Consider the following 22368-nt stretch of genomic DNA (forward strand, 5'->3'; position numbering starts at 1 on the left):
ATGGCCTAAATTTTTCCGCGACCTTTTACTGAAGTGATCGAGTTTATAAAGCTATAATCGATCTTTATATTACGCTCTCTTGGAAGTGAGTTTGCAAGAGCGTTTAAAGTGCTTTCAAAATCCTCAAATAGATAATTTGCAAGGCTTCCTGGATTTGGATTTATCTCATTTAGATAGACCTCATCATCTATCACAAAAAAGTCGCATCTAATGATCGCTCCGTCAAAACCGCAATCATAAATTTTTGAAAAGTTAAATTTAAGTTTTTGCTTTAGCTCTTCAGAAATTTCAGCCTCTTTTACCTTGTTTTCATTTGAAAAGCTAAGATATTTCTGCTCATAGTCAAGAAATTCTTTCTTTTTTGGCTCTTCGATGATAGAAAATTTTATCTTTCCATCTATCTTACAGCCTGCAAGGTTGTACTCTTTTACTCCCTTTATAAAAGGCTCGACAAGCACATCTTTATCAAACTCAAATGCTACGTCTTTTGCATAAGCTAGCTCGCTAGCATCATGCACTATATTTACGCCGATGCTACTTCCAAGTCTTGCTGGCTTTAAGATAATAGGATAGTGAAATTTTGGCTCACTTTGACGAGTTAACATCTCGTAATCAAGCGCCTTTACACCAGCTTTTTGTGCTAGAAATTTAGTAAGCTCTTTGTTGTAGCTAAGTGCGCTTGCTTCAAGCCTTGGACCTATATATTTTATGCCGTAAAAGTCAAAAAGTGCCGCTATCTTGCCATCTTCGCCGTCCATGCCGTGGATCAGATTTATAATGACGTCGTACTCTACTTTTTTATCGCCAAAAAGAGAGTGTATGAAAAATCCGCCTTTAGATAAAATGAGCTTTTTTGAATTTTTGTATTTACCAGAGCTAAAGAAATTTGCTCTCATGTCTTTTTGCTCGATAAGATAAAAATCTCTATTTGCGTCACAAAATATAAATTTTAGCTCTTGTTTTAGGACATTTTTTAAAACTATCGCACTAACTATGCTTATCTCATGTTCATAGCTCTTTGCTCCAAATATCACACCTAAATTCATCTTTTTAATCCTTATCCTAATTTCTTTAATGCTTCTTTTATAAGATCACTTGTATTTTCACTCTTACACTCAAGCAAAATTTTCACTATCTTCTCACGTTTAAAGCCAAGCGCCTCAAGTGCCAAAAGTGCTTCGTTTTGATAGCTTGGCACACTCTCGTCACTTATTAGCTTTGCATCACTTAGCTCAGCTATGATGCGTCTAGCAGTCTTTGGTCCGATACCTGGCACGCTTTTAAAAGTATCCGCATCGCCGCTTATTATGGCGTTTGTAAATGCCTGTGAGCTAAGACTTGAGCAAACCGCCATCGCTGTGCTAGCGCCGATACCATTTAGCTTTATTAGCATCTCAAACATCTTTTGCTCATTTGCATCCAAAAAGCCGTAGAGTAAATTTGCGTCCTCTCTTATGATCTGTGTTATAGCAAGCTCGACTTTTTCGCCCCTACTAAGCTTAGCTGAGCAAAAAAGCGAGATAAAAATTCCATAGCTTACGCCACTATTTGTCTTAAGTATCACAAATGCGGGATCTTTTTTGCTGACGACACCTTCGATCGCTTTTATCATCATTTAACCTTTTATTCTTAAAAATTTGTATCTGTGTAGTCTTCTAATTTATTTGACTTTTTGATCTTATACTCAGCCTCATCGCCATCGCCAATCTTCTCTAAAGTAATGGCATGAGCGGTTTCATTTTGCTTTGAGATATAAGTGACATTTTGCGGAGGATCAACGATAACAAATCTAATCTCATTTAATTCAACCCAGTTGCCTCTATTTATCACTTTTGCAGAAAATATTCCATTTTGCATGATCTCAAGCTCATCTTTTAGAGTAGCTAACAACTCTTTTTTATCTTTAAAAATTTTTAGCAAAGTGTTATATTCATTGACTAGACCTTGATACTCTTTTAGCTTTTTCATAAAAGTAACTGGCGGTATCACTTTAGCTTTTGAGAGCTCTTCTACCTTTGCTTTTATGGTATAAATCGAGTCTTTATTTTCATTTATGACATTTTTCTTTGTTTCAATATTTTTTAGAAGAGAGGCAAGCTCTGCTTTTGTATTTTCGATCTTATTTAACTGCTCTTGCGTAGCCTCAGCACTTTCAGGCATTTTGCTAGTATCGATTATAAATTTATTGTCAGTGCCTCTTAGATATCTTACGTCTATTAAGTGTGAAGCTGTGATAGTGCAGTTTGAGCCAAGCGTATTTATTTGGATATTTTGAGCGGTTATAGAGCCACCAACGACGCTATTTATCTTAACTCTTTTTGCTACGACATTTCCGCCTTCTAGCCTATCTATCTCGACATTTTCAGCTTCAACCTTACCGATGTGGATAGAAATTTTTGCATTTTTTGCATAAATTTTAGCCTTTTGGTGTGTTTGACCGCCGATTATTACTTCATTTGCTTTAACCATCGCATTTGCACCGACATTTCCTTTAACCTCGATCTCGTCAGCCTCCACGATGATGCCAGTGCCGATGGCGTCTTTTATAGTATCAGTTTCCCTAACCACCAAAGTCACATTTGTATCAGTGCCTGCTTGAATAGAGCCAGTTGTTTTAAAATTTGCTTCATTTATCTCTATACGCTCTTCAATATCAAATGAGCCATTTTTCTCAACCACATATCCTGATTTTTTAGCGATATATATTATGCTATCGTCATTTTCTACTCTCTCTATATTTTCGCTTATACTTATCTCTTTGCCAGTATCTTCTTTTGGCTTTTCTACTATCAATAATTTACCTCTCGCATCACGGCCATTTTGCCCTTCGTGAGACTTTTTCTCTTCCATTATCACTTCATCTTGTGCCACACCAAAAACAAAACCTCTATCAGCGTAATCAACCTTGTCTTCCTCTTTTATCGCATCAAGTTTATCTTTGTAGTAGTAAAGTATCTTTGCATCGGTAGCTTTTTTTGGATTTATACCTTGTGTTATGTTTAGTATGTAGTCTTTATCAAGTTCGCCCTTTACATGCACAACTGAGGCGATTTGTTTTAACTCATCTTTTAGTTTGCCGATCCTTATACCTATTAAAATTTGAGCTTTCATAAGCTGTTTGGCGATGTATTCAAAAAGTTTATCTTCGTAATGCTGTTCGTATTCACAATCTTTTGTGGCTTTTACCTTTGCGACTACTTTTGTAACTGTTGAATTTACACCGATTTCTATCTTTGGAAGCTTTGGCACAGCATTTAGCCTAACATCAAAAAATTCCATATCATAGACCTGCTCGATCTCCAGTGTCTCGTCAAGATAAAAAGCATTATCATCAAAAAAGTTTAAATTTTCTTCAGGGACAAAAACTGGCTCTTCATTATCTTTATTTTTATAATAAGTCAAAATATCTAAAATTTTAAAATCTATAAAATCTACCGGTACGCTGTATTGCTTGCTTAGTTCTTTAAGCGATATATAAGGCGTTGAAGTTTGAATTTGCGTTGGCGGTAAAAATCTCTCGTTTTCTTGCACGTTCTCGCTCAAATTTGATCCATTTCACATAAAATTTTGGCTCTTATTATCGCCAAAATTTTATTAAATTTGGGTTATGTAAGCTTTAAAGCATCTTTTGTTACCATTGCGTTTTTAAATTTATTAGGTGAGCGATGTTTATAAAAGGCTTTTTTTCAAACTCAGTTGGCATCATGACTTCAAGGGTTTTAGGGCTAGTTAGAGATCTTCTTACGGCCTCCATTCTTGGTGCTGGCATATTTAGCGACCTCTTTTTTATAGCTTTTAAAATCCCAAATTTATTTCGCCGTATCTTTGGCGAGGGTGCTTTTACACAGGCGTTTTTGCCAAATTTTGCAAATAGTAAGAAAAAAGCGATCTTTCAAGCTGAAATTTTCATCAAATTTCTACTTTTTATAGGCGCATTGACGCTTCTTGTAAATTTATTTACGCCATACTTTATAAAGATCATCGCAAGCGGTCTGAGTGAACAAAATATCACCGATGCAGTGCCGCTTGTACGTATAAATTTCTACTATCTAGCCCTTGTTTATATCGTCACTTTCATGGGTGCGCTACTTCAGTACAAAGGGCACTTTGCGACAACTGCGTTTTCTACTGCGCTGCTAAATTTAGCCATGATCGCATCGCTACTTTTGGCTCGTGGCAAGAGCGAGAGTGTGGTCGCACTCTATCTTAGCTTTGGCGTCATTGCAGGCGGCACTTTGCAAGTTTTGGTGCATCTAATTGCTATGAAATTTAACACCTTAAATAAAATTTTTTGGGGCGGTCTAAGCGGATATTTTAAAGGCAAAAGAGCGCAAAGCAAAGGCTTTTTTATAAATTTTTACCACGGCCTACTTGGCTCAAGTGCGATGCAGATAAGCGCATTTATGGACACTTGGCTGGCTACCTTTTTGGTAAGTGGCTCGATAAGCTACCTTTTTTATGCTAATAGAATTTTTCAGCTCCCACTTGCCATCTTTGCGATCGCGCTCTCTCAGGCACTCTTTCCAAAGATCACTAGACTTTTAAAGCAAAAAGACGAAACCAACGCCCTAGTTTGGACAAAAAAGAGCTTTTACTTGCTACTTTGCGCCCTACTTGCAGCCACGATCACAGGCGTTGTGCTAAGTGAATTTATCATCTGGCTATTGTTTGAGAGAGGAAATTTCGTAAGGGCAAACACCATTGAGTGTGCGAAGGTGCTAAGTGCCTATTTGGTGGGGCTTACGCCATTTGGACTGGCTAAAATTTTCTCACTTTGGCTCTATGCAAATATGAAACAAAAAGAGGCAGCCAAAATTTCTATCATCTGCCTTGTGATAAATTTGATCCTAGCTGTCATTTTAATGCAGAAATTTGGAGCTGCAGGCCTTGCATTTGCAAGCTCGCTTGGGGGATTTTTGCAGCTTATTTTATACATAAGAGCCTTTGGAGCTAAGCGATTTTTAGCTATAATCGAGCCTAAATTTATAGCCGCTATCGCACTTTTGGCGGTTTTGCTCTATTTTGGTTTAACATTTTTAAAGGATATATTTAATGCGAATTTTTGATACTTCTAAAAGAGAAAAGGTTGAGTTTAGCCCTATTAAAGATGGTGAGGCGAGCATCTATCTGTGCGGTCCAACGGTCTATGACGATGCACATTTGGGACATGCAAAGTCAGCCGTTAGCTTTGATCTTTTAAGAAGGGTCTTAAAAGCGCTTGGCTACAAGATCAAATTTGCAAGAAACTACACCGACATTGACGATAAAATTTTAAACAAGATGGCGCAAACTGGCCAAAGCCTAGAGGAGATCACAAACAAATATATAGCGCACTACGAGAGCGATATGGGCGCTTTAAACGTGCTTGATCCAGACTTTAAACCAAAGGCTACGCAGTGCTTGGAGGCGATCATTAGCTACATCAAAGTGCTTATGGATAGAGGCGTGGCGTATAAAACGAGCGATGGAATTTACTTTGACACGAGCAAGGATAGTGGCTATTTTAGCATTAGCGGCAAGTATAATAACACCGATCTAATCGCCAGAGTGGCAAGTTTTGGCGAAAAAAGAGATGAAAAAGACTTTGTGCTTTGGAAATTTGATGAAAAATGGTACGAGAGCCCATTTGGCAAGGGTCGCCCTGGCTGGCACACCGAGTGCGTGGCGATGATAAGGGAGTTTTTAAGCGATAAAGAAAATGATAAATTTGAGATCGACATCCACGCTGGCGGCATCGACCTGCTCTTTCCACACCACGAAAATGAAGCTAGCCAGTGCAGATGTGCTTATCATAAAAATTTAAGCAAATACTGGATGCACAACGGATTTATAAAAGTAAATAACGAAAAGATGAGCAAGAGCTTAAATAACAGTTTTTTCGTAAAGGACGCCCTAAAAAACGTTCATGGCGAAGTGCTTAGATATTACTTGCTTACGAGCCACTACAGAGCTCATTTTAACTACTCGCACGAGGATCTAAACGCTTCTAAAAAGAGGCTAGATAAAATTTACCGCCTCAAAAAAAGAGTTGATGGCGTCAAGGCTGGCAGTGCAAACGAGAGCTTTAAAAGTGAGCTACTTGAGGCACTAAGCGATGATCTAAACGCTTCAAAAGCGCTTGCAAGTGTTGATGAGTTTGTAAAAACAGCAAATGAAAGACTTGATAGCAACCCAAAAGATAAAGCCTACAAGGCCGAAGTGGTGGCAAATTTAGAGCTAATAGGCGAAATTTTAGGCATTGCTAGCACAGATTATGTTGAGTATTTTCAGTTTGGTGTAAGTGACGAGCAAAAAGAGTACATCCAAAGACTTCTTGATGAGCGCGTGGTAGCCAAAAAAGAGAGAAATTTTGCAAGGGCTGACGAGATAAGAGATAAGCTTTCCAGCCTAAATATCTCTATCATGGATACGCCAAATGGCGCAGTTTGGGAGAGAAATAATGAATAACTTTGGCTTAAAAGATGTGCTAAAACGCTTTGGCCCATATTTTAAAGACTACATTCCACACTTCATATTAGCCTTTATCGGTATGGCTCTCGCAAGTGGCGGAACAGCAGTCAGTGCATATCTAGTGGAGCCAGTACTTAATAAAATTTTTGTTGAAAAAAACGAAACATTACTTTATTTATTACCATGTGCGATCATTGCTATTTATCTGTTAAAAAATGTTGGAACTTTTATGCAGGCCTATTTTACCGCGTATATTGGTCAAGATACGATTAGAAGATTTCGTGAAAAGATGGTCGAAAATTTACTAAATTTGGACATGAAATTTTTTAATGATTTTAGAACAGGCGAGCTAATAAGCAGAACCACGAACGACATAGAGCGCATAAGATCTATTGTTTCAAGCATCATACCTGAGCTTATTAGGGAGCTTGTAACTATCATAGGTCTGCTTTGTGTAGTCATCTATCAAAGCCCTAAATTAGCCTTTTTTGCACTTGTTGTTATGCCATTAGCGATTTATCCGATCTCGCGCCTTGCTAAAAAGATGAAAAAAATCTCAAAAAAATCGCAAGAAAAGACATCTGATATCACCTCAGCCTTGAGTGAAATTTTTACAAATATCGAGATCATCAAGGCAAATAATGCCCAAAAATACGAGCACTCACGTTTCGTTGAAGAAAATAACAAATTTTTTAAGTTAAACCTTAAAACCGTAAAAATCGAGCAACTAGTAAGCCCACTAATGGAAACAATTGGCTCAATCGGCGTGGCAGCTGTCATCATAATAGGCGGCAAAGACGTCATCGATGGAAATATAAATATGGGTGCATTTTTCTCGTTTTTAACTGCGCTTTTCATGCTCTACACCCCGCTAAAACGTATCGTAAATATATACAATAAAATGCAAGATGCCATCGCAGCGAGCGAGAGGACCTTTTTCCTGATGGATAAGGTAAGCCAGATAAAAGATGGCCAAAAAGAGCTAAACGAAGAGATAAATTTGATCAAATTTAACGACGTCCGCCTAAGCTACGGCGACAAAGAGGTCTTAAAAGGGATAAATTTAGAGGCAAATAAGTCAGAATTTATAGCCCTTGTTGGCTCAAGTGGTGGCGGAAAAAGCTCGCTTATGAATTTGCTTATGAGATTTTACGACGTAAATGGCGGAGAAATTTTAATAAACGACATAAATTTAAAAGATATCAAAATTCACTCACTTCGCCAAAATATCGGACTTGTCACCCAGCGCGTCTATATCTTTAATGACACGATCGCTAAAAACGTAGCTTACGGCAGAGAATTTAACGAAGATGCCGTGATAAATGCGCTAAAAATGGCAAATGCTTATGAGTTTGTAAGCAAACTAGATGATGGTATCCACTCCATCTTAAATGAATTTGGCACAAACCTTTCAGGCGGTCAAAGACAGCGTATAGCAATAGCCAGAGCACTTTATCAAAACCCACAAATTCTTATCTTTGACGAGGCCACTTCAGCACTTGATAATGAGAGTGAAAAAGAGATCACAAAGGCTATAAACAACCTAAGAACCAAAAAGATCATCTTTGTCATCGCTCACCGTCTAAGTACGGTTGAGAGTGCTGATAAGATCGCGGTTTTAAGTGGTGGAAAGGTCGTTGATATCGGAAATGATGAAGAGCTTAGCAAGAGAAATGAAATTTATGCAAAACTTAAAGGCAAAGCCTTAGTTTAAGGCGATTTTTGCTAAGATTTGCAGAAATTTTAGGCATTTTAAAGAGGTTAAAATGAGTTTAAACTACGAAACTTTAAAATCTATATTTTTTAAATTTGATCCTGAAACTGCCCATAAAATCGCAGAACTTGCAATGATCGGAGCAAATAAAATTTTTCCAGGATCATTAAGCTTTGTAGCAAATAAGTGCATGGTCAATGACAATGCGCTAAAACAAAATTTATTCTCAAGCACTTATCACAACCCAGTTGGCATAGCTGGGGGCTTTGATAAAAATGCCACAATGTTTGAAGCGCTCACAGCTCTTGGATTTGGGTATTTAGAATTTGGCACATTTACTCCAAAACCTCAACCTGGTAACGACAAACCAAGACTTTTTAGACTCATAGACGAAGAGAGTATCCAAAATGCTATGGGCTTTAACAACGACGGCTGTGAGGCTGTCAAAAATAGAGTCAAAAAACTTTATCCTTATACTTTACCTATCTGGGCAAACATCGGTAAAAACAAGGTCACACCAAACGAAGATGCAATAAAAGACTATGAAATTTTAGTAAGAGAATTTAGCGAAATTTGCGACACCTTTGTCATAAATGTCTCATCGCCAAACACGCCAAATTTAAGAGCATTGCAAGATGAGAGCTTTATAAAAGAGCTTTTTAGCGTCATTTTGCCACTTACTAAAAAACCAATCATCTTTAAAATCGCTCCTGATATGAGTCACGAAGATGCGATCAAGCTTTGCAGCTGTGCGGTAGAAAACGGTGCTAGTGGCGTGCTTGTTTCAAATACAAGCGTTGATTACTCGCTCTCTCACTCATCAAATCTAAAAGATTTTGGCGGACTAAGCGGCAAGGTTATCGCTCAAAAGTCAAAAGATATCTTTAAAGCCGTGGCAGATGAGCTTTATGGCAAAACGACGCTTATAGCATGTGGCGGCATAGATAGCGGCGCAGAGGCATATGAGCGCATAAAAATGGGGGCTAATCTAGTGCAAATTTTTACAAGCTTTATCTTTAAAGGGCCGATGATCGCAAGAGATATAAATTTAGAAATTTTAGAGCTTTTAAAAAGAGATGGCTTTGGCTCTATCAGCGAAGCAGTCGGCGCAGACGTTAAAAAATAGAGGGCAAGAGATTGATAAAATTTAATAAATTTAAACTAGAAAATGGACTTGAGATTTATCACGTACCAGTAAATCCGGGCTCAAAAGTGATAAGCGTCGATGTCTTTTATAAAGTTGGATCAAGAAATGAAGTGATGGGTAAAAGCGGCATCGCTCACATGTTAGAGCATCTAAATTTTAAATCAACCAAAAATTTACGAGCTGGGGAGTTTGACGAGATCGTAAAAGGCTTTGGTGGCGTAAATAACGCAAGTACAGGCTTTGACTATACCCACTACTTTATAAAAGCTTCAAATGAAAATTTAGACAAAACGCTTGGTCTTTTTGCTGAGCTTATGAAAAATTTAAGCCTAAAAGATAAAGAATTTCAGCCAGAGCGAGACGTGGTGCATGAAGAACGCAGGTGGCGAACAGACAACAATCCTATGGGATACCTCTACTTTAGACTCTACAATCACGCATTTATCTACCACCCATACCACTGGACGCCAATAGGCTTTATAAAAGATATCGAAAACTGGAATATCTCCGACATAAAAGAATTTCACGCTACATACTATCAGCCAAAAAATGCGGTTTTGATGATAAGTGGCGACATTGACAAGGATGAGGCATTTAAGATAGCTAAGAAAAATTTCTCCAAAATAAAAAACAAAAGAGCCATCCCAAAAACTCACTGCAAAGAACCTGAGCAAGATGGGGCTAGAAGAGCTATTATCTACAAAGATAGCCAAACACAAATGCTAGCGATCGCTTATAAAATCCCAAATTTTAAACACACTGATCAAGTAGGTCTAAATGCGATAAGCGAATATCTAGCCACTGGCAAAAGCTCTATTTTACAGCAACGTCTAATCGATGAGCTAATGCTCGTAAATCAAATTTATGCTTATAATATGAGCTGTGTTGATGAAAATTTATTTATATTTTTAGCAGTTTGCAACCCAGATATCGAAGCAAACGCGGTTGAGGCTGAAATTTTAAAGATCATAGATGATTTAAAAAATAAACCAATCGACAAAGATGATGTTTTAAGAGTTAAAAATTTGATAAAAACTGATTTTATTTACTCATTTGAGAGTGCAAGCAAGGTCGCAAATTTATATGGCTCATATCTTGCTAGAGGCGACATAAAGCCACTTTACGAGCTTGAAAAAAATATCGATAAGATAGATGCCAAGCTTTTAAAAGAGATAGCAAATAAATATTTCAATGAAAAAACCAGCACAACAATAATATTAAAAAAGGAATAAACGTGGAAAATTCGCTTCAAGGTGCGATGACCGCACTCATTACGCCATTTAAAAATCAAAAAGTAGATGAAGTCAGTTTTGAAAAGCTAATAAAAAGACAGATAAAGCACGGCATAGATGTCGTTGTACCAGTTGGAACTACTGGCGAGAGTGCAACACTGACGCATGATGAGCATAGAATTTGTATCGAAATAGCCGTAGATGCGTGTAAAGGTACAGGCGTTAAAGTGCTTGCTGGTGCTGGTAGCAACGCCACTCACGAGGCTATTGGTATCGCTAAATTTGCTCAAGCTCATGGCGCTGATGGCATCCTTTCAGTTGCTCCCTACTACAACAAACCAACGCAGGAAGGGCTTTACGAGCACTACAAAGCTATCGCAAATAGCATTGAAATCCCTGTGCTTCTTTACAATGTTCCAGGCAGAGTTGGCGTGGATATCTTGCCAGCGACCGTTTTTAGGCTTTTTAAAGAGTGCAAAAATATCTACGGTATCAAAGAGGCAACAGGTAGCATAGATAGATGCGTAGATCTGCTAGCTCACGAGCCAAATTTAGTAGTCATTAGTGGCGAAGATGCGATCAACTATCCTATCATATCAAATGGCGGCAAGGGCGTCATCTCAGTTACTGCAAACCTCTTGCCAGATCAAATTTCACAGCTTACGCACCTTGCGATGAACGAAGAGTACAAAAAAGCAAAACTAATAAACGACAATCTATATACGATAAATAAAACACTCTTTTGCGAAAGCAATCCGATACCGATCAAAGCAGCGATGTATCTAGCTGGACTCATCGACTCTTTAGAGTACCGCTTGCCACTTTGCAAACCAAGTAAAGAGAATTTTAAAAAAATCGAAGAAGTAATAAAAAATTATGAAATAAAGGGATTTTAATGAAGGACACACTAAACGAATTTAAAGGTAAAACGCTAGTTATCAGTGGCGGCACTAGAGGTATCGGTAGAGCCATAGTTGAAGAATTTGCAAAAGCTGGCGTAAACATAGCATTTACCTATAACTCAAACGAAGAACTTGCAAATGAGCAAGCAAGAGAGCTTGAGGAAAATTTTAAGATAAAAGCCAGAGCATATGCGCTAAATATTCTTGAGCCAGAAACTTATAAAGAGCTATTTTTAAAGATAGACGAGGACTTTGATAGGATTGATTTTTTCATCTCAAATGCTATCATCTCAGGTCGCGCAGTAGCTGGTGGATACACTAAATTTATGAAGCTAAAACCAAGAGGTATAAATAATATCTTTACAGCAACAGTAAATGCTTTTGTCGTAGGCACGCAAGAGGCTGCAAAACGCATGGAAAAAGTGGGTGGTGGTAGCATCATCAGCCTATCATCGACTGGAAATTTGGTATATATCGAAAACTACGCAGGTCACGGCACAGCAAAAGCAGCCGTTGAAGCTATGGCAAGATACGCTGCAACCGAGCTTGGCGAGAAAAATATCCGTGTAAACGTCGTAAGCGGCGGCCCTATCGAGACAGATGCACTAAGAGCCTTTACAAACTACGAAGAGGTGCGCGATATGACAGCAAAGCTTAGCCCACTAAACCGCATGGGACAGCCGACTGATCTAGCCGGAGCATGTCTATTTTTGTGTTCACCAAAAGCTAGCTGGGTGACTGGACATACATTTATAATAGACGGTGGCACGACTTTCAAATGAGAGTTAAATTTCTAAGCATAAAGGCATATTTGTGAGTTTAAATTTACCAAATTCTTTAGCGTTTTTTAGGATACTGCTGGCTCCGCTTATGTTTTTTATGCTTGTAAATGCACCTAGTATTTTTACGCAAATCCACATGAGCTGGATAAACTACTTCGCAGCTCTTATCTTTGTGATCGCCTCGGTAACTGACTTTTTTGACGGCTACATCGCAAGAAGCTGGGATCAAAAAACTAAACTTGGGGCGATCCTTGATCCACTGGCAGACAAGATGCTAATTCTTGCTGCATTTTTAGGCCTCATGATGCTTGGAAGGGCTAGTGCTTGGGCTGTCTATCTTATCTTAGTAAGAGAATTTTTTATAACTGGCTTTCGTGTCGTGATGGCAAGTGATGGCGTCGAAGTCGCTGCATCAATGGCTGGCAAGGTAAAAACCGTCTCGCAGATGTTTGCGGTTGGATTTTTACTGATGAGCTGGCCAGGCGGAGAACTTTTGCTCTGGATAGCTGTTGCGCTTACGCTTTATTCTGGGTTTGAGTACATTTTTGCCTATGTAAAGGCGATGAAAAAGAGTTAAAATTTCTTTCACTCGTAAGACCAAAAGTTTTTACTTGCAAAAATTTATATAAATAATAAAAACTTCATTTTCTAAATAAGTAAAATTAAGTTAAAAATTTCTCCTAGCTAAAAGAAATTTTTAGCCAAACGTCGTTTGAGAGTAAATTTATAAACTTTGGCTAAAATCTCATCAATTTTTCAAAAAAGGTAAGTTTTGAAAGGCATTCTCTTCACGTTAGCCCTACTTTGCCTTGGGCTTTATGCGTATTCGTTTTATTTTTTAGTGACTGTTTTAGCCATTAGTTTTCTTATATTTTTTCACGAGCTTGGCCACTTTTTGGCAGCAAGAACGCTTGGTGTAAAGGTAAACACCTTTAGCATCGGATTTGGTGAGAAAATTTATACCAAAAATGTTGGCGGCACCGACTACTGCCTAAGCGCGATCCCACTTGGTGGATACGTACAGCTAAAAGGACAAGACGACACCGATCCAAAAGCCAAAAACTACGACGCGGACAGCTACAATGTGCTAAGCCCTATAAAGAGAATTTACATCCTCTTTGCAGGGCCATTTTTTAACTTTATTTTGGCGTTTTTCATATACATTTTGCTTGGATTTATCGGAGTTGAAAGACTTGCGCCAAGTGTAGGCCACATAGCTGAAGACTCAGCAGCTGCAAGCGCTGGACTAGCTAAAAATGATAAAATTTTAGCGATAAATGGCGTCAAGATAAACGAGTGGGACGATATCAGCAAAAAAGTGAGACTTGAGCCAAGCACCATTTTGATAGATCGCAACGGCTCGCAAATGACTATAAATTTAACACCAAAGATAGGCGAGACGGTAAATCTATTTAATGAAAAGGTACAGCGTCCATTGATTGGGATCTCTCCAAATGGCGAAGTGGTAAAAATTTATCATATAGGCTTTGATAGTCTAAAATTTGCTTACGATGAAACTCTAGAAGCATCAAAACTAATCTTTAAAAGCTTTACCAAACTAGTAAGCGGAGCTGTGCCACTAAAAGAGGTCGGTGGCATTGTACAGATCGCTGATGTCACTTCAAAAGCCGCAAAAATAAGTCTTGGCGTACTTTTGACGATCGTCGCTTTAATCTCAGTAAATTTAGGTATTTTAAATTTATTCCCCATCCCTGCACTTGATGGTGGGCACATACTTTTTAACCTATATGAGCTAATTTTTAGACGCGAGGTAAATGAGCGAGTGCTCACGACACTTACCTACTGCGGCTGGGCATTACTGCTTGGTATAATGATGCTTGCAACCTTTAATGATATTATGAGATTAAGTGGAGGTTTATGATGATAGTTTTAAAAGAGCTGCTTGAAAAGATAGAAAATTTAAGCAAAGATGTGACGCTCATCGCCGTTAGCAAAAATGTGACATGCACTGAAGTAAGAGAGCTTTACGCGCAAGGGCAAAGAAATTTTGGCGAAAATAGAGTCCAAGAGCTAGCCAAAAAAGAGCTAGAACTGCAAAATTTTGCTGATATAAAATGGCATATGATCGGCCGATTGCAAAATAACAAAATAAATCAAATGATAAGCCTAAAGCCCACACTTTGGCAAAGCTGTGATAGCTTTGAAAGGGCCGTAGAGGTCGATAAAAGACTCGACTACAAGCTTGATACCTTGCTTCAGATAAACTCGGCTGATGAGGATACAAAGCAAGGTGTAAGTGTAGCAAATGCGGCAGAAATTTATGAGCGTATCCAAAGTGAGTGCAAAAATATCAATCTAAGAGGTGTGATGAGTATCGGAGCGCATGTGGATGAGCCAAAAGAGATTCAAAAGAGCTTTGAGCTAACTTATAAAATTTTTGATAGCCTAAAGCCAAAAGGTGTAACTATCTGCTCGATGGGTATGAGTAGTGACTTCGAGCTAGCGATAAAATGTGGCTCAAATATGATTCGCCTTGGGACAATGCTTTATTTATAATTTTATCGCTTTTGTCTGATTTACCTTTGTTGCTGGAGCTTGATAAATTTTTACTAAAAAGACTTGGGAAAAAAATTAAAATTTTAATATCTAGCGTCAGCCAAAACTAGAGCAAAAAGTACTTTTACGCCAGCTTTTTCTAGAGTATTTCTAGCTTCAAGTATCGTTGTGCCAGTGGTTACGATGTCATCTACCAAAATAACTGGCGCAGTGATCTTTTTTAGGGTTTTAAAATTTCTTGGGTTATTTTGTCTAAATTGCAAATCCTTACCACTATAGCTGATCTTGCTGGTTGCATGCAGTGCGTGAAATATGGGCTTTAGATTTTTAGCCCTTAGCGCATTTGCCAAAATAGCCGTGTGCGAGTAGCCATGATGCACTCTATCATCTATAGGCAAAGCATAGACTTGCTCTGGAAAGCTAAAGCTTTTAAAAAATTGACTAAATGCAAATTTAGCTAAATTTTTATATATAAAATATCCGTGCATTTGGTGCTTGGAGTGGATGAGTTCTTTTATTTCAGAGTAGCCGTAAAAGCTATAAATTTTAAAGCCCTCTAGTTCTCTTACTATCGGGCTTGGTTCGCTTAAAATTTGTGAGCAAATTTTACAAAATGTATTTGGTGTAAAGCTCTTGCAAAACGCACAAAACATTAGCTATTTAAAATAGCAATTGCTGTACGTTTGATAGCGTCATTTATGATCTCAGTTAAAAATGATTTAAATGCTCCACCTGTGGGAATTAACTCAAATTTGGTTTGATTATTTGAAATGTTTTTAACGATGCTTTGATCGCCTTTTTGGATCTTAAGTGTGATCTTAATATTGCCTTTTGTATTATCAGTGCCGTATCCGCTCATATTTGCTTCAAACTCGTTGATAAAAATTTCAACCACGACTCCACCCATGCCATTTACATTTGCACCGCGCGCCATAAGCTCTTTTTTGAGCGAATCGCTAAAATAAGTAGCAAGATCGTTTTGAAGCACGACATATTCTTTTACTGTGCCTTTGCTGTCAGTGATCGTAGCAATGGTACTTTTGTTTTTACGGTTGTCATGCACTGTGCTTATATAGGCTTCAAAACCGCTATTTTGCTGGCTCACAACAGCCTTATATGGATCAAATGCGACAACACTTTGACTTGGCGCACAACCAGTCAAAAATAAAACAAAAAGTCCAAAAATAGCTAAAATTTTAAATTTATTCATCGTTTTTCCTTTTAAAGTTTAGTGATCTCATCGGCTACTTTTATCGCGGCTTGTTTAACTAAAAGTGCGATAAAAAAGTCAAACTGACCAGACTCTGAAGCTTCTAACTTCTCCACATGGTGCCTGGTCGAGATAGGTAACGTTTTTTTGAAATTTATATTTGAAAGAATAAGAAGCCCATTTAGATGTCCATTTAAAATTTCTGAACTTCCCGAGTAGCTTCCTCTAAGCTCGTCAAATCTAAAATCAAGCCTATATGTGTAAGGCGATGTTTGAGTATCGACAACAACGATTCCACGAGAATTTAACTCACGCTGCAAAAACATGTAAAAAAGCACTTCAAGGCGTGGATTTGAGTTAAAAACTGCAGTATTTCCTTCAACACCTGTGTAATATATCGATCTTGTGCTACTTCTAGCATCGACGATCCTGTGGAAATAAACCTTTTTTAACCCAACATTAGTATCGATCATGTTTTTTTCTAAGCAGCAGTTTATTGCTACATCGCTTTTGTACTTAACACCATTTATAAAAAGACTATCACCCCTGCCTTTGCAAGCACTGCAATCAGCCGGTATCCTCATAACCTCTTCAAAATACATCTTATCTTCGCTATTTATGCTCGCACTTTGCACACCGTCTATACCCTCACATGAGAGGCAAAGGCTGGCTTTAGCCATGCAGCCAGCTAGAAAGATAGCTGAAAAAACTGCTAGTAATGTCGTTCTTAGCATTTTACTTCCTTTTGCTCTTTTTGTTTTTTACGAAGATTTTTCACACTCTCGCCTGCTATACCGTAATTGTTAGTGTCTATCTCATCGATAATGACAACGGTATTTTGAGCGCTTCTACCTAAAATTTCGCTTATTAGCTTTGTAACTCCGCTTATCATCTTCTCTTTTTGCTCCACACTTGGGCTATCACCCTCTTTTGTCACACAAATTTTCACAAACGGCATAATGCTCCTTTTTGCAAATTTAGTATTTAAACCTATCAAAACAACACAAGACAAGTCATAATGTCGTGAGATGATTTTGGATGTTGCGCATAAATTTTCGATCAAGATAGGACAAATAGTCCATCGAAGAGAGAAAATTTAAAGCTCATTCAAAGGCGCTCACGGCACGCCGCTAGTCTATTTTTAGGACTGAGAGAAATGCCTCCTGCGGCAAATTCACCTTTCCTATCGCCTTCATCCTCTTCTTACCCTCTTTTTGCTTTTCAAGCAACTTTCTCTTACGCGTAATATCGCCACCATAGCACTTGGCTGTGACGTTTTTACCCATTGATTTCACGGTTTCGCGAGCGATTATTTTATTGCCGATGCTAGCTTGTATCGCTACTTCAAAGAGCTGACGAGGCACGATCTCTTTCATTGCTTTTACAAAGTCCCTGCCCTTTGTCTGCGCCTTGCTCTCAGGCACGATGATAGAGAGTGCATCGACCGTTTCACCAGCCACTTTGACATCAAGCTTTACTAGATCGCCTACGCGGTAGTCACTAGGCTCATAATCAAAGCTCGCGTAGCCTTTGGTGCTTGATTTTAGCTTGTCGTAAAAGTCCATCACGATCTCGTTCATCGGTATGTCATACTCAAGCAGCACGCGCTCGGGCGTGATGTAGTCCATCTTGGTCTGTACGGCGCGGCGGTTGTTTAACAGCGTGATGATGTTGCCCAAAAATTCGCTTGGCGTGATGATAGTGGCTTTCACATATGGCTCAAGGATTGAGTCTATTTTATTGACTGGTGGCAGCTGACTTGGGTTTTGAATCTTTAAATTTAGCCCATCAGTTTGGATGACTTCGTATGTCACGGTCGGCGCTGTGGCGATGAGATCTAGGTCAAATTCACGCTCCAGCCTCTCTTTTACCACTTCCATATGAAGTAGCCCCAAAAAGCCCACTCTAAAACCAAATCCAAGCGCGACCGAGGTCTCTGGCTCATAACTTATCGAGCTGTCATTTAGCTTTAGCTTATCCAGCGCGTCACGCAGATCTTCAAATTTATCAGTTTCAATAGGATAAAGTCCCGCAAAGACAAACGGCTTAGCCCTCTCAAAGCCCCCAACTGGCTCTTTTAGAGGATTTCTTGACTGCGTTATCGTATCTCCAACTTGCACGTCACTAACATTTTTAAGTCCCAAAACAACGATGCCAACCTCGCCAGCGCTAAGCGTTTTGGTCTTGATCGGTGCGATAGGATTTGGATACATGAGGTCAAGCACGATGTGTTTTTTACCTGTGCCCATAACTAAAATTTCATCATTTTTTAAAATTTCACCATCATAAACACGCACAAGAGCAAGCGCGCCAAGGTAGTTGTCAAACCAACTATCGTAAATCAGCGCCTTTGTAGGCTTGTTTGCGTCGCCATTTGGCGCAGGGATCCTCGTGATGATCGCTTCAAGCAGCTCTTTTATGCCAACGCCTGTTTTTGCACTCACCTCGATCGCTCCAGAGCAGTCAAGTCCTATAATATGCTCGATCTCATCCTTTACTCTAGCAGGATCGGCTGCTGGCAGGTCGATCTTATTTATCACCGGGATGATCTCTAGGTTGTTTTCAAGTGCAATATAAACATTTGCAATGGTCTGTGCCTCTACGCCTTGACTAGCGTCCACTACTAGCAGTGCACCCTCACAGCTGGCTAAAGATCGGCTCACCTCGTAACTAAAATCGACGTGACCTGGAGTGTCGATCAAATTTAAAACAAAATTTTCGCCATGTAGTGCGTAGTTTAGGCGAACAGACTGAGCTTTTATCGTGATACCACGCTCTTTTTCGATATCCATCGTGTCCATGATCTGCGAGCTCATCTCACGGTCGCTAACAGCTCCACATTCTTGAATAAGCCGATCAGCTAGTGTGCTTTTGCCATGGTCTATGTGAGCGATGATGCTAAAATTTCTAATATTTTTCATTTACTCTTTTACTTTTTTGTTAAATTTTTGGCTTTTATTTTGCCTAAAGTTGATTTAAATGCCAATAAATATATTTTTATCATAAGCCCGTCACTAGAGCTTGGCTCTATTCTTAAAAATCTTAATGACAATGTCCAAAGTGCTCATGTCCTTCATCGTCATTTAACTCGCAGATGAGATCGTCTTTATGTCCAAGGTTCTCACTTTCAAACTGAAGCGTGACGTGACCGATGCCTGCGTGAGAAAGTTCGTGTTCGATTCGCTTTATCATCTTTGAAATTTCAGCCACGCTTAGCGCATCATCCACCACCACGTGGGCTATGAGCGCATTTGTGCCAGCATTTATCACCCAGATATGCAGGTCATGCACGATTTTAACGCCATCTACACCCTTTATAACGCCTAAAATTTCATCCGTATCAAGCTTAAGCGGCACGGCTTCGATCAGGATATTAAAGCTATCTTTTAGCAAGCTAGCGCCACTTTTTATGATGAGTAACGAGACAAAGATACTTGCGATGCTATCAGCCTGCGTGAAGTTAAATTTCATCACAAGAAGAGCTGCAACGATGGCGCCAACTGAGCCAAGCGTATCACTAAGCACGTGCAAATATGCACCTTTCATATTTAAGTTTTCTTTTGTATCAGCGCTTTTATGCATATAAACGGCTACGACTAAATTTATAATAAGCCCCAAAATACTAATAAAAAGCATCGTTTTAGCCTCTATCTCTGGCTCGTTAAAAAGTCTGATGATCGCTTCGACTATGACAAAGATAGCCAGCGCGATAAGAGCGATAGCATTTATGAAAGCAGCGATGATCTCGACCCTTTTGTAGCCAAAGGTCTTTTGTAAATTTGCCCTTTTTTCTGCGATCTTAAAAGCAACCAGTGACAAAAAGAGAGCCGCAGCGTCTGAGAGCATGTGAAATGCGTCGCTAATAAGCGCAAGCGAGTTTGAAACAAAGCCAAAAACAGCCTCAACTATCATAAACGTGAAAATTAGAAAAAATGAATTTCTAAGAACGCTCTTATTGTGCATCATTGTCCTTCTTTTGGGCGTCGATCCTCTTACCTATATCTTTTAAATTTGAAAATTCCTCGATGAGCTTTGGCGAGTCGTCAAGGCTGATGACAAAATTCCATATATAAGTCATCACAGAGTAGATGTGGCCGGCATTTGTCTGCTGCGAGCTTAGCACTATTATCGCCACCAAAAAGAATAGCGAAGCGCTAATGCCGATGATAAAATAGCTCATCGCCTCCCTATTTGAGATCGCTATACAAAATTTAGAAACGACGTCATAGTGCCTATTTAGCGTGCTTTTATTAAAAACACCTATCACTTTTGCCTCTTTTTCTAAGCGGTCATTTAAGCGAAGATAAAGGTCGTCATTTTTCTTGATATATCTTGGTAAAAATATAAGAAAAAAGGTCATCACGGCAAAGCACGCCACAGCGACCTTTGGCTCGACAAAGATGAGCATAAACGCTGAGCCGATGATCGAAATAACTGATGTAAAAAACATAGGAAAATGCGTCTCAAAGAAATTTACAAACTCTCGCGAGAGCGCTACTCTGGCGATGATGGCGGAGTCGTCTTTGGTATTTTGTTTTTCATTCATGATGACATTTACAGCAAGCTTTGCGTAGATATTTGCAAAAACTCGTGTATCCACGCGGCGCCTAATGGCTCCTACAAGCCACGCTATGAGCACAAAAAGTGCGTAAGTGAGAGCATTTAACGTATTTCCTTGCATGATTGCGTTGATCGCAAAGCCCGCAAATATCGGGTATGCCAGAAAAAGTCCGTTCTCCGCTAACACCAAAGCAAATGTCAAAATGAGATTTTTATTGTGCTCGGTCGCTATGCTCTTTAGCGTTTTAAAGGCGTTATTTTGCAAATTTACTCCTAAATTTTCGCGAATTCTAGCCAAAATTTATAAATTTTGAAAAATTTTTGTTGTAACTCTTGACATTACAACTAAAAAGTATTATACTTCGCTCATCAGTTGTAAGAAAAAAGATTACAACAAAAAAACAAGGAGAATAAAATGAAAAATTATCAGGTTGCAAAGATCGCAAATGCGCCAAGAGTCGAGCTAAAAGAGGCTTTAAATTTAACTGGCTGTGAGGTATCTATAAACGAACTTCCAGCAAATGTGAGCGTGCCATTTGTCCATGCGCACAAGCAAAACGAGGAGCTTTACATCATCACTGATGGCGATGGCGAGCTTTTTATCGACGGCGAAGTGATAAAAGTAAGCAAAGGCGACGCACTACGCATAGACCCAGAAGGTAAAAGGTGCTTTAGAGCTGGCACAAGTGGTATAAAAATGATGTGTATCCAAAGTAAAAAAGGTAGCCTAGAACAATACACTATGAGTGACGGCGTGATAGTTGATGACGTAAAGCCAAGCTGGCTGTAAAATTTAAAAACAAAATTTAAAAGAGAAATAATGAAAATAGCAATCATAGGCGCAAATGGTAAAAGCGGTACAAATTTGGTGAACGAGGCTTTAAAGCAAGGCTATGATGTCACAGCGATAGTTAGAAATAAAGAGTATAAAAACGAAAGCGTAAAGGTTATCTATAAAGATATTTTCGAGCTTACAAAGGCTAATCTAGCAGGCTTTGACGCGGTTATCAGCGCATTTGCAGCGTGGAGCGAAGAAACATTTGCGCTTCATAAAAAAGTGGCCACTCACCTAGTAAATTTACTAGAAGGCACTAGCACAAGGCTCATCGTAGTTGGTGGCGCTGGCACGTTATTTGTTGATAGCAAAGGCACTATGGTTATGGACACCCCAGACTTCCCAGCGGCATATATGGGCGTGGCAAAGGCGACTGCGGAGTCTTATTTTGAGCTAAAAGATAGGAGCGATTTACTTTGGACATACGTAAGCCCAGCAGGTGACTACGACGCAAATGGTGCTCGTACTGGCAAATACGTGCTTGGTGGAGATAATCTCATCTTAAACTCAAAAAATGAGAGCTATATAAGCTATGCAGACCTTGCGCTTGCGATCATAGACGAGCTAAAAAACAAAAAATTTATACAAAAACGCTTCACAGCAGTTGGCGAGCGAGCATAAAAATTATAGATTTGACATAGCTGGCACAAAAAGCCAACTTGTCAACTCTAAACTAAAAAATAAACTGCTTTTAGTAAAAATTTAAAGTATAATCAGAGAAAATTTCAAGGACAGTTATGCAAGTAGGGATTAAGTTTTCAACCGCGATCCATGTAATTTTAGCAGCTTGTTTTTTCAAAGACGAGAAAGTCACGAGCGAATTTATAGCAGGTAGTATAAACACAAATCCTGTCATAGTTAGGCGTCTGCTTAGCACTCTAAAGGCTGCAGGACTTGTGAATGTTGTAGCTGGGGTTGGTGGTGTGAGTCTTGCAAAAGAGCCAAAAGATATAAATTTGCTTGATATTTTTAACGCAGTAAATGATAAAGAAAAACTTTTTAAAATTCACTCTGACTCA

General features: G+C 38.9%; 23 protein-coding genes. 13 read left to right on the forward strand and 10 right to left on the reverse strand.

Features of this window, described 5'->3' with window-relative positions; all coding sequences use genetic code 11:
* Positions 1-5: 5 nt before the first annotated feature.
* The 3 genes from B9N62_RS04615 to B9N62_RS04625 are packed head-to-tail and all read right to left on the reverse strand — an operon-like array spanning position 6 to position 3543.
* Positions 6-1046 carry a D-alanine--D-alanine ligase gene (locus B9N62_RS04615; protein WP_087584584.1) on the reverse strand — a complete coding sequence of 347 codons (1041 nt, stop codon included), beginning with the start codon at positions 1044-1046 and terminating at the stop codon, positions 6-8.
* An 11-nt stretch (positions 1047-1057) separates the two neighbouring features.
* A complete protein-coding gene (gene ruvA / locus B9N62_RS04620; RefSeq protein WP_087584585.1) occupies positions 1058-1612 on the reverse strand; it encodes a Holliday junction branch migration protein RuvA in 555 nt (184 codons plus the stop codon).
* Between the two features lie 17 nt (positions 1613-1629).
* The gene (locus B9N62_RS04625) at positions 1630-3543 is read right to left on the reverse strand and encodes a flagellar assembly protein A (protein WP_087584586.1); all 1914 of its coding nucleotides are present in this window, start codon (positions 3541-3543) and stop codon (positions 1630-1632) included.
* A 122-nt stretch (positions 3544-3665) separates the two neighbouring features.
* On the opposite strand from B9N62_RS04625, the gene murJ reads away from it, so the two are divergent.
* From murJ to B9N62_RS04675, 10 genes are all read left to right on the forward strand, one after another.
* Positions 3666-5066: a murein biosynthesis integral membrane protein MurJ gene (gene murJ, locus B9N62_RS04630; RefSeq protein WP_087584587.1), complete on the forward strand. Its 1401-nt coding sequence runs from the start codon at positions 3666-3668 to the stop codon at positions 5064-5066.
* Complete coding sequence (gene cysS / locus B9N62_RS04635) at positions 5053-6447, forward strand: cysteine--tRNA ligase (protein WP_087584588.1); 1395 nt, start codon at positions 5053-5055, stop codon at positions 6445-6447. The genes murJ and cysS overlap by 14 nt, the downstream gene beginning before the upstream one ends.
* Positions 6440-8164 carry an ABC transporter ATP-binding protein gene (locus B9N62_RS04640; RefSeq protein WP_087584589.1) on the forward strand — a complete coding sequence of 575 codons (1725 nt, stop codon included), beginning with the start codon at positions 6440-6442 and terminating at the stop codon, positions 8162-8164. Before cysS ends, B9N62_RS04640 begins: the two co-directional genes overlap by 8 nt.
* 52 nt (positions 8165-8216) lie before the next feature.
* Positions 8217-9290, forward strand: a complete 1074-nt coding sequence (locus B9N62_RS04645) for a quinone-dependent dihydroorotate dehydrogenase (RefSeq protein WP_087584590.1) — start codon at positions 8217-8219, stop codon at positions 9288-9290.
* 11 nt (positions 9291-9301) lie between these two features.
* Entirely contained in the window at positions 9302-10543 is a 1242-nt protein-coding gene (locus B9N62_RS04650; RefSeq protein WP_087584591.1) for a M16 family metallopeptidase, read from the forward strand.
* 26 nt (positions 10544-10569) lie between these two features.
* Positions 10570-11439 carry a 4-hydroxy-tetrahydrodipicolinate synthase gene (gene dapA, locus B9N62_RS04655; protein ID WP_219336781.1) on the forward strand — a complete coding sequence of 290 codons (870 nt, stop codon included), beginning with the start codon at positions 10570-10572 and terminating at the stop codon, positions 11437-11439.
* Complete coding sequence (locus tag B9N62_RS04660; protein WP_087584593.1) at positions 11439-12227, forward strand: enoyl-ACP reductase; 789 nt, start codon at positions 11439-11441, stop codon at positions 12225-12227. Before dapA ends, B9N62_RS04660 begins: the two co-directional genes overlap by 1 nt.
* Positions 12228-12258: 31 nt before the next feature.
* On the forward strand, positions 12259-12804 hold the full coding sequence (pgsA, locus tag B9N62_RS04665) for a CDP-diacylglycerol--glycerol-3-phosphate 3-phosphatidyltransferase (RefSeq protein WP_087584594.1): 546 nt from the start codon (positions 12259-12261) through the stop codon (positions 12802-12804).
* 195 nt (positions 12805-12999) lie between these two features.
* Positions 13000-14109, forward strand: a complete 1110-nt coding sequence (gene rseP, locus B9N62_RS04670; protein ID WP_087584595.1) for an RIP metalloprotease RseP — start codon at positions 13000-13002, stop codon at positions 14107-14109.
* Positions 14106-14744 (forward strand): YggS family pyridoxal phosphate-dependent enzyme, encoded by a 639-nt coding sequence (locus B9N62_RS04675; RefSeq protein WP_180382153.1) that lies wholly within the window; start codon positions 14106-14108, stop codon positions 14742-14744. Before rseP ends, B9N62_RS04675 begins: the two co-directional genes overlap by 4 nt.
* An 83-nt stretch (positions 14745-14827) precedes the next feature.
* On the opposite strand, the gene B9N62_RS04680 is transcribed toward B9N62_RS04675, so the two are convergent.
* The 7 genes from B9N62_RS04680 to B9N62_RS04710 form a co-directional block, all read right to left on the reverse strand.
* A complete protein-coding gene (locus B9N62_RS04680) occupies positions 14828-15397 on the reverse strand; it encodes a phosphoribosyltransferase family protein (RefSeq protein ID WP_087584596.1) in 570 nt (189 codons plus the stop codon).
* Positions 15397-15954 carry a YajG family lipoprotein gene (locus tag B9N62_RS04685; RefSeq protein ID WP_087584597.1) on the reverse strand — a complete coding sequence of 186 codons (558 nt, stop codon included), beginning with the start codon at positions 15952-15954 and terminating at the stop codon, positions 15397-15399. Before B9N62_RS04685 ends, B9N62_RS04680 begins: the two co-directional genes overlap by 1 nt.
* An 11-nt stretch (positions 15955-15965) precedes the next feature.
* On the reverse strand, positions 15966-16688 hold the full coding sequence (locus tag B9N62_RS04690) for a hypothetical protein (RefSeq protein ID WP_087584598.1): 723 nt from the start codon (positions 16686-16688) through the stop codon (positions 15966-15968).
* Positions 16682-16912, reverse strand: a complete 231-nt coding sequence (locus tag B9N62_RS04695) for a 2-hydroxymuconate tautomerase family protein (protein ID WP_009294206.1) — start codon at positions 16910-16912, stop codon at positions 16682-16684. Before B9N62_RS04695 ends, B9N62_RS04690 begins: the two co-directional genes overlap by 7 nt.
* Positions 16913-17084: 172 nt before the next feature.
* Positions 17085-18875 (reverse strand): translation elongation factor 4, encoded by a 1791-nt coding sequence (lepA, locus tag B9N62_RS04700; protein ID WP_087584599.1) that lies wholly within the window; start codon positions 18873-18875, stop codon positions 17085-17087.
* A 121-nt stretch (positions 18876-18996) separates the two neighbouring features.
* The gene (locus B9N62_RS04705) at positions 18997-19917 is read right to left on the reverse strand and encodes a cation diffusion facilitator family transporter (RefSeq protein ID WP_087584600.1); all 921 of its coding nucleotides are present in this window, start codon (positions 19915-19917) and stop codon (positions 18997-18999) included.
* The gene (locus B9N62_RS04710; protein ID WP_087584601.1) at positions 19907-20779 is read right to left on the reverse strand and encodes an ABC transporter six-transmembrane domain-containing protein; all 873 of its coding nucleotides are present in this window, start codon (positions 20777-20779) and stop codon (positions 19907-19909) included. Before B9N62_RS04710 ends, B9N62_RS04705 begins: the two co-directional genes overlap by 11 nt.
* 150 nt (positions 20780-20929) lie before the next feature.
* On the opposite strand from B9N62_RS04710, the gene B9N62_RS04715 reads away from it, so the two are divergent.
* From B9N62_RS04715 to B9N62_RS04725, 3 genes are all read left to right on the forward strand, one after another.
* Positions 20930-21304, forward strand: coding sequence for a cupin domain-containing protein (locus B9N62_RS04715; protein WP_087584602.1), 375 nt, complete (start codon positions 20930-20932; stop codon positions 21302-21304).
* 30 nt (positions 21305-21334) lie between these two features.
* Positions 21335-21970 carry an NAD(P)-dependent oxidoreductase gene (locus B9N62_RS04720; protein WP_087584603.1) on the forward strand — a complete coding sequence of 212 codons (636 nt, stop codon included), beginning with the start codon at positions 21335-21337 and terminating at the stop codon, positions 21968-21970.
* Positions 21971-22086: 116 nt separating this feature from the next.
* Positions 22087-22368, forward strand: a 282-nt coding sequence (locus B9N62_RS04725) for an Rrf2 family transcriptional regulator (protein ID WP_087584604.1), incomplete at its 3' end; no start/stop codon positions are given.

The sequence above is a fragment of the Campylobacter concisus genome (assembly GCF_002165785.1).
GTDB lineage: Bacteria > Campylobacterota > Campylobacteria > Campylobacterales > Campylobacteraceae > Campylobacter_A > Campylobacter_A concisus_W.

Excerpts from the sequence above, each read along its gene's own strand:
- B9N62_RS04615 (WP_087584584.1), bottom strand. The coding sequence starts at position 1,046 with ATGAATTTAGGTGTGATATTTGGAGCAAAGAGCTATGAACATGAGATA.
- ruvA (WP_087584585.1), bottom strand. The coding sequence starts at position 1,612 with ATGATAAAAGCGATCGAAGGTGTCGTCAGCAAAAAAGATCCCGCATTT.
- murJ (WP_087584587.1), top strand. The coding sequence starts at position 3,666 with ATGTTTATAAAAGGCTTTTTTTCAAACTCAGTTGGCATCATGACTTCA.
- cysS (WP_087584588.1), top strand. The coding sequence starts at position 5,053 with ATGCGAATTTTTGATACTTCTAAAAGAGAAAAGGTTGAGTTTAGCCCT.
- B9N62_RS04640 (WP_087584589.1), top strand. The coding sequence starts at position 6,440 with ATGAATAACTTTGGCTTAAAAGATGTGCTAAAACGCTTTGGCCCATAT.
- B9N62_RS04645 (WP_087584590.1), top strand. The coding sequence starts at position 8,217 with ATGAGTTTAAACTACGAAACTTTAAAATCTATATTTTTTAAATTTGAT.
- dapA (WP_219336781.1), top strand. The coding sequence starts at position 10,570 with ATGACCGCACTCATTACGCCATTTAAAAATCAAAAAGTAGATGAAGTC.
- B9N62_RS04660 (WP_087584593.1), top strand. The coding sequence starts at position 11,439 with ATGAAGGACACACTAAACGAATTTAAAGGTAAAACGCTAGTTATCAGT.
- B9N62_RS04675 (WP_180382153.1), top strand. The coding sequence starts at position 14,106 with ATGATGATAGTTTTAAAAGAGCTGCTTGAAAAGATAGAAAATTTAAGC.
- B9N62_RS04680 (WP_087584596.1), bottom strand. The coding sequence starts at position 15,397 with ATGTTTTGTGCGTTTTGCAAGAGCTTTACACCAAATACATTTTGTAAA.
- B9N62_RS04685 (WP_087584597.1), bottom strand. The coding sequence starts at position 15,954 with ATGAATAAATTTAAAATTTTAGCTATTTTTGGACTTTTTGTTTTATTT.
- B9N62_RS04690 (WP_087584598.1), bottom strand. The coding sequence starts at position 16,688 with ATGCTAAGAACGACATTACTAGCAGTTTTTTCAGCTATCTTTCTAGCT.
- B9N62_RS04695 (WP_009294206.1), bottom strand. The coding sequence starts at position 16,912 with ATGCCGTTTGTGAAAATTTGTGTGACAAAAGAGGGTGATAGCCCAAGT.
- lepA (WP_087584599.1), bottom strand. The coding sequence starts at position 18,875 with ATGAAAAATATTAGAAATTTTAGCATCATCGCTCACATAGACCATGGC.
- B9N62_RS04705 (WP_087584600.1), bottom strand. The coding sequence starts at position 19,917 with ATGCACAATAAGAGCGTTCTTAGAAATTCATTTTTTCTAATTTTCACG.
- B9N62_RS04715 (WP_087584602.1), top strand. The coding sequence starts at position 20,930 with ATGAAAAATTATCAGGTTGCAAAGATCGCAAATGCGCCAAGAGTCGAG.
- B9N62_RS04720 (WP_087584603.1), top strand. The coding sequence starts at position 21,335 with ATGAAAATAGCAATCATAGGCGCAAATGGTAAAAGCGGTACAAATTTG.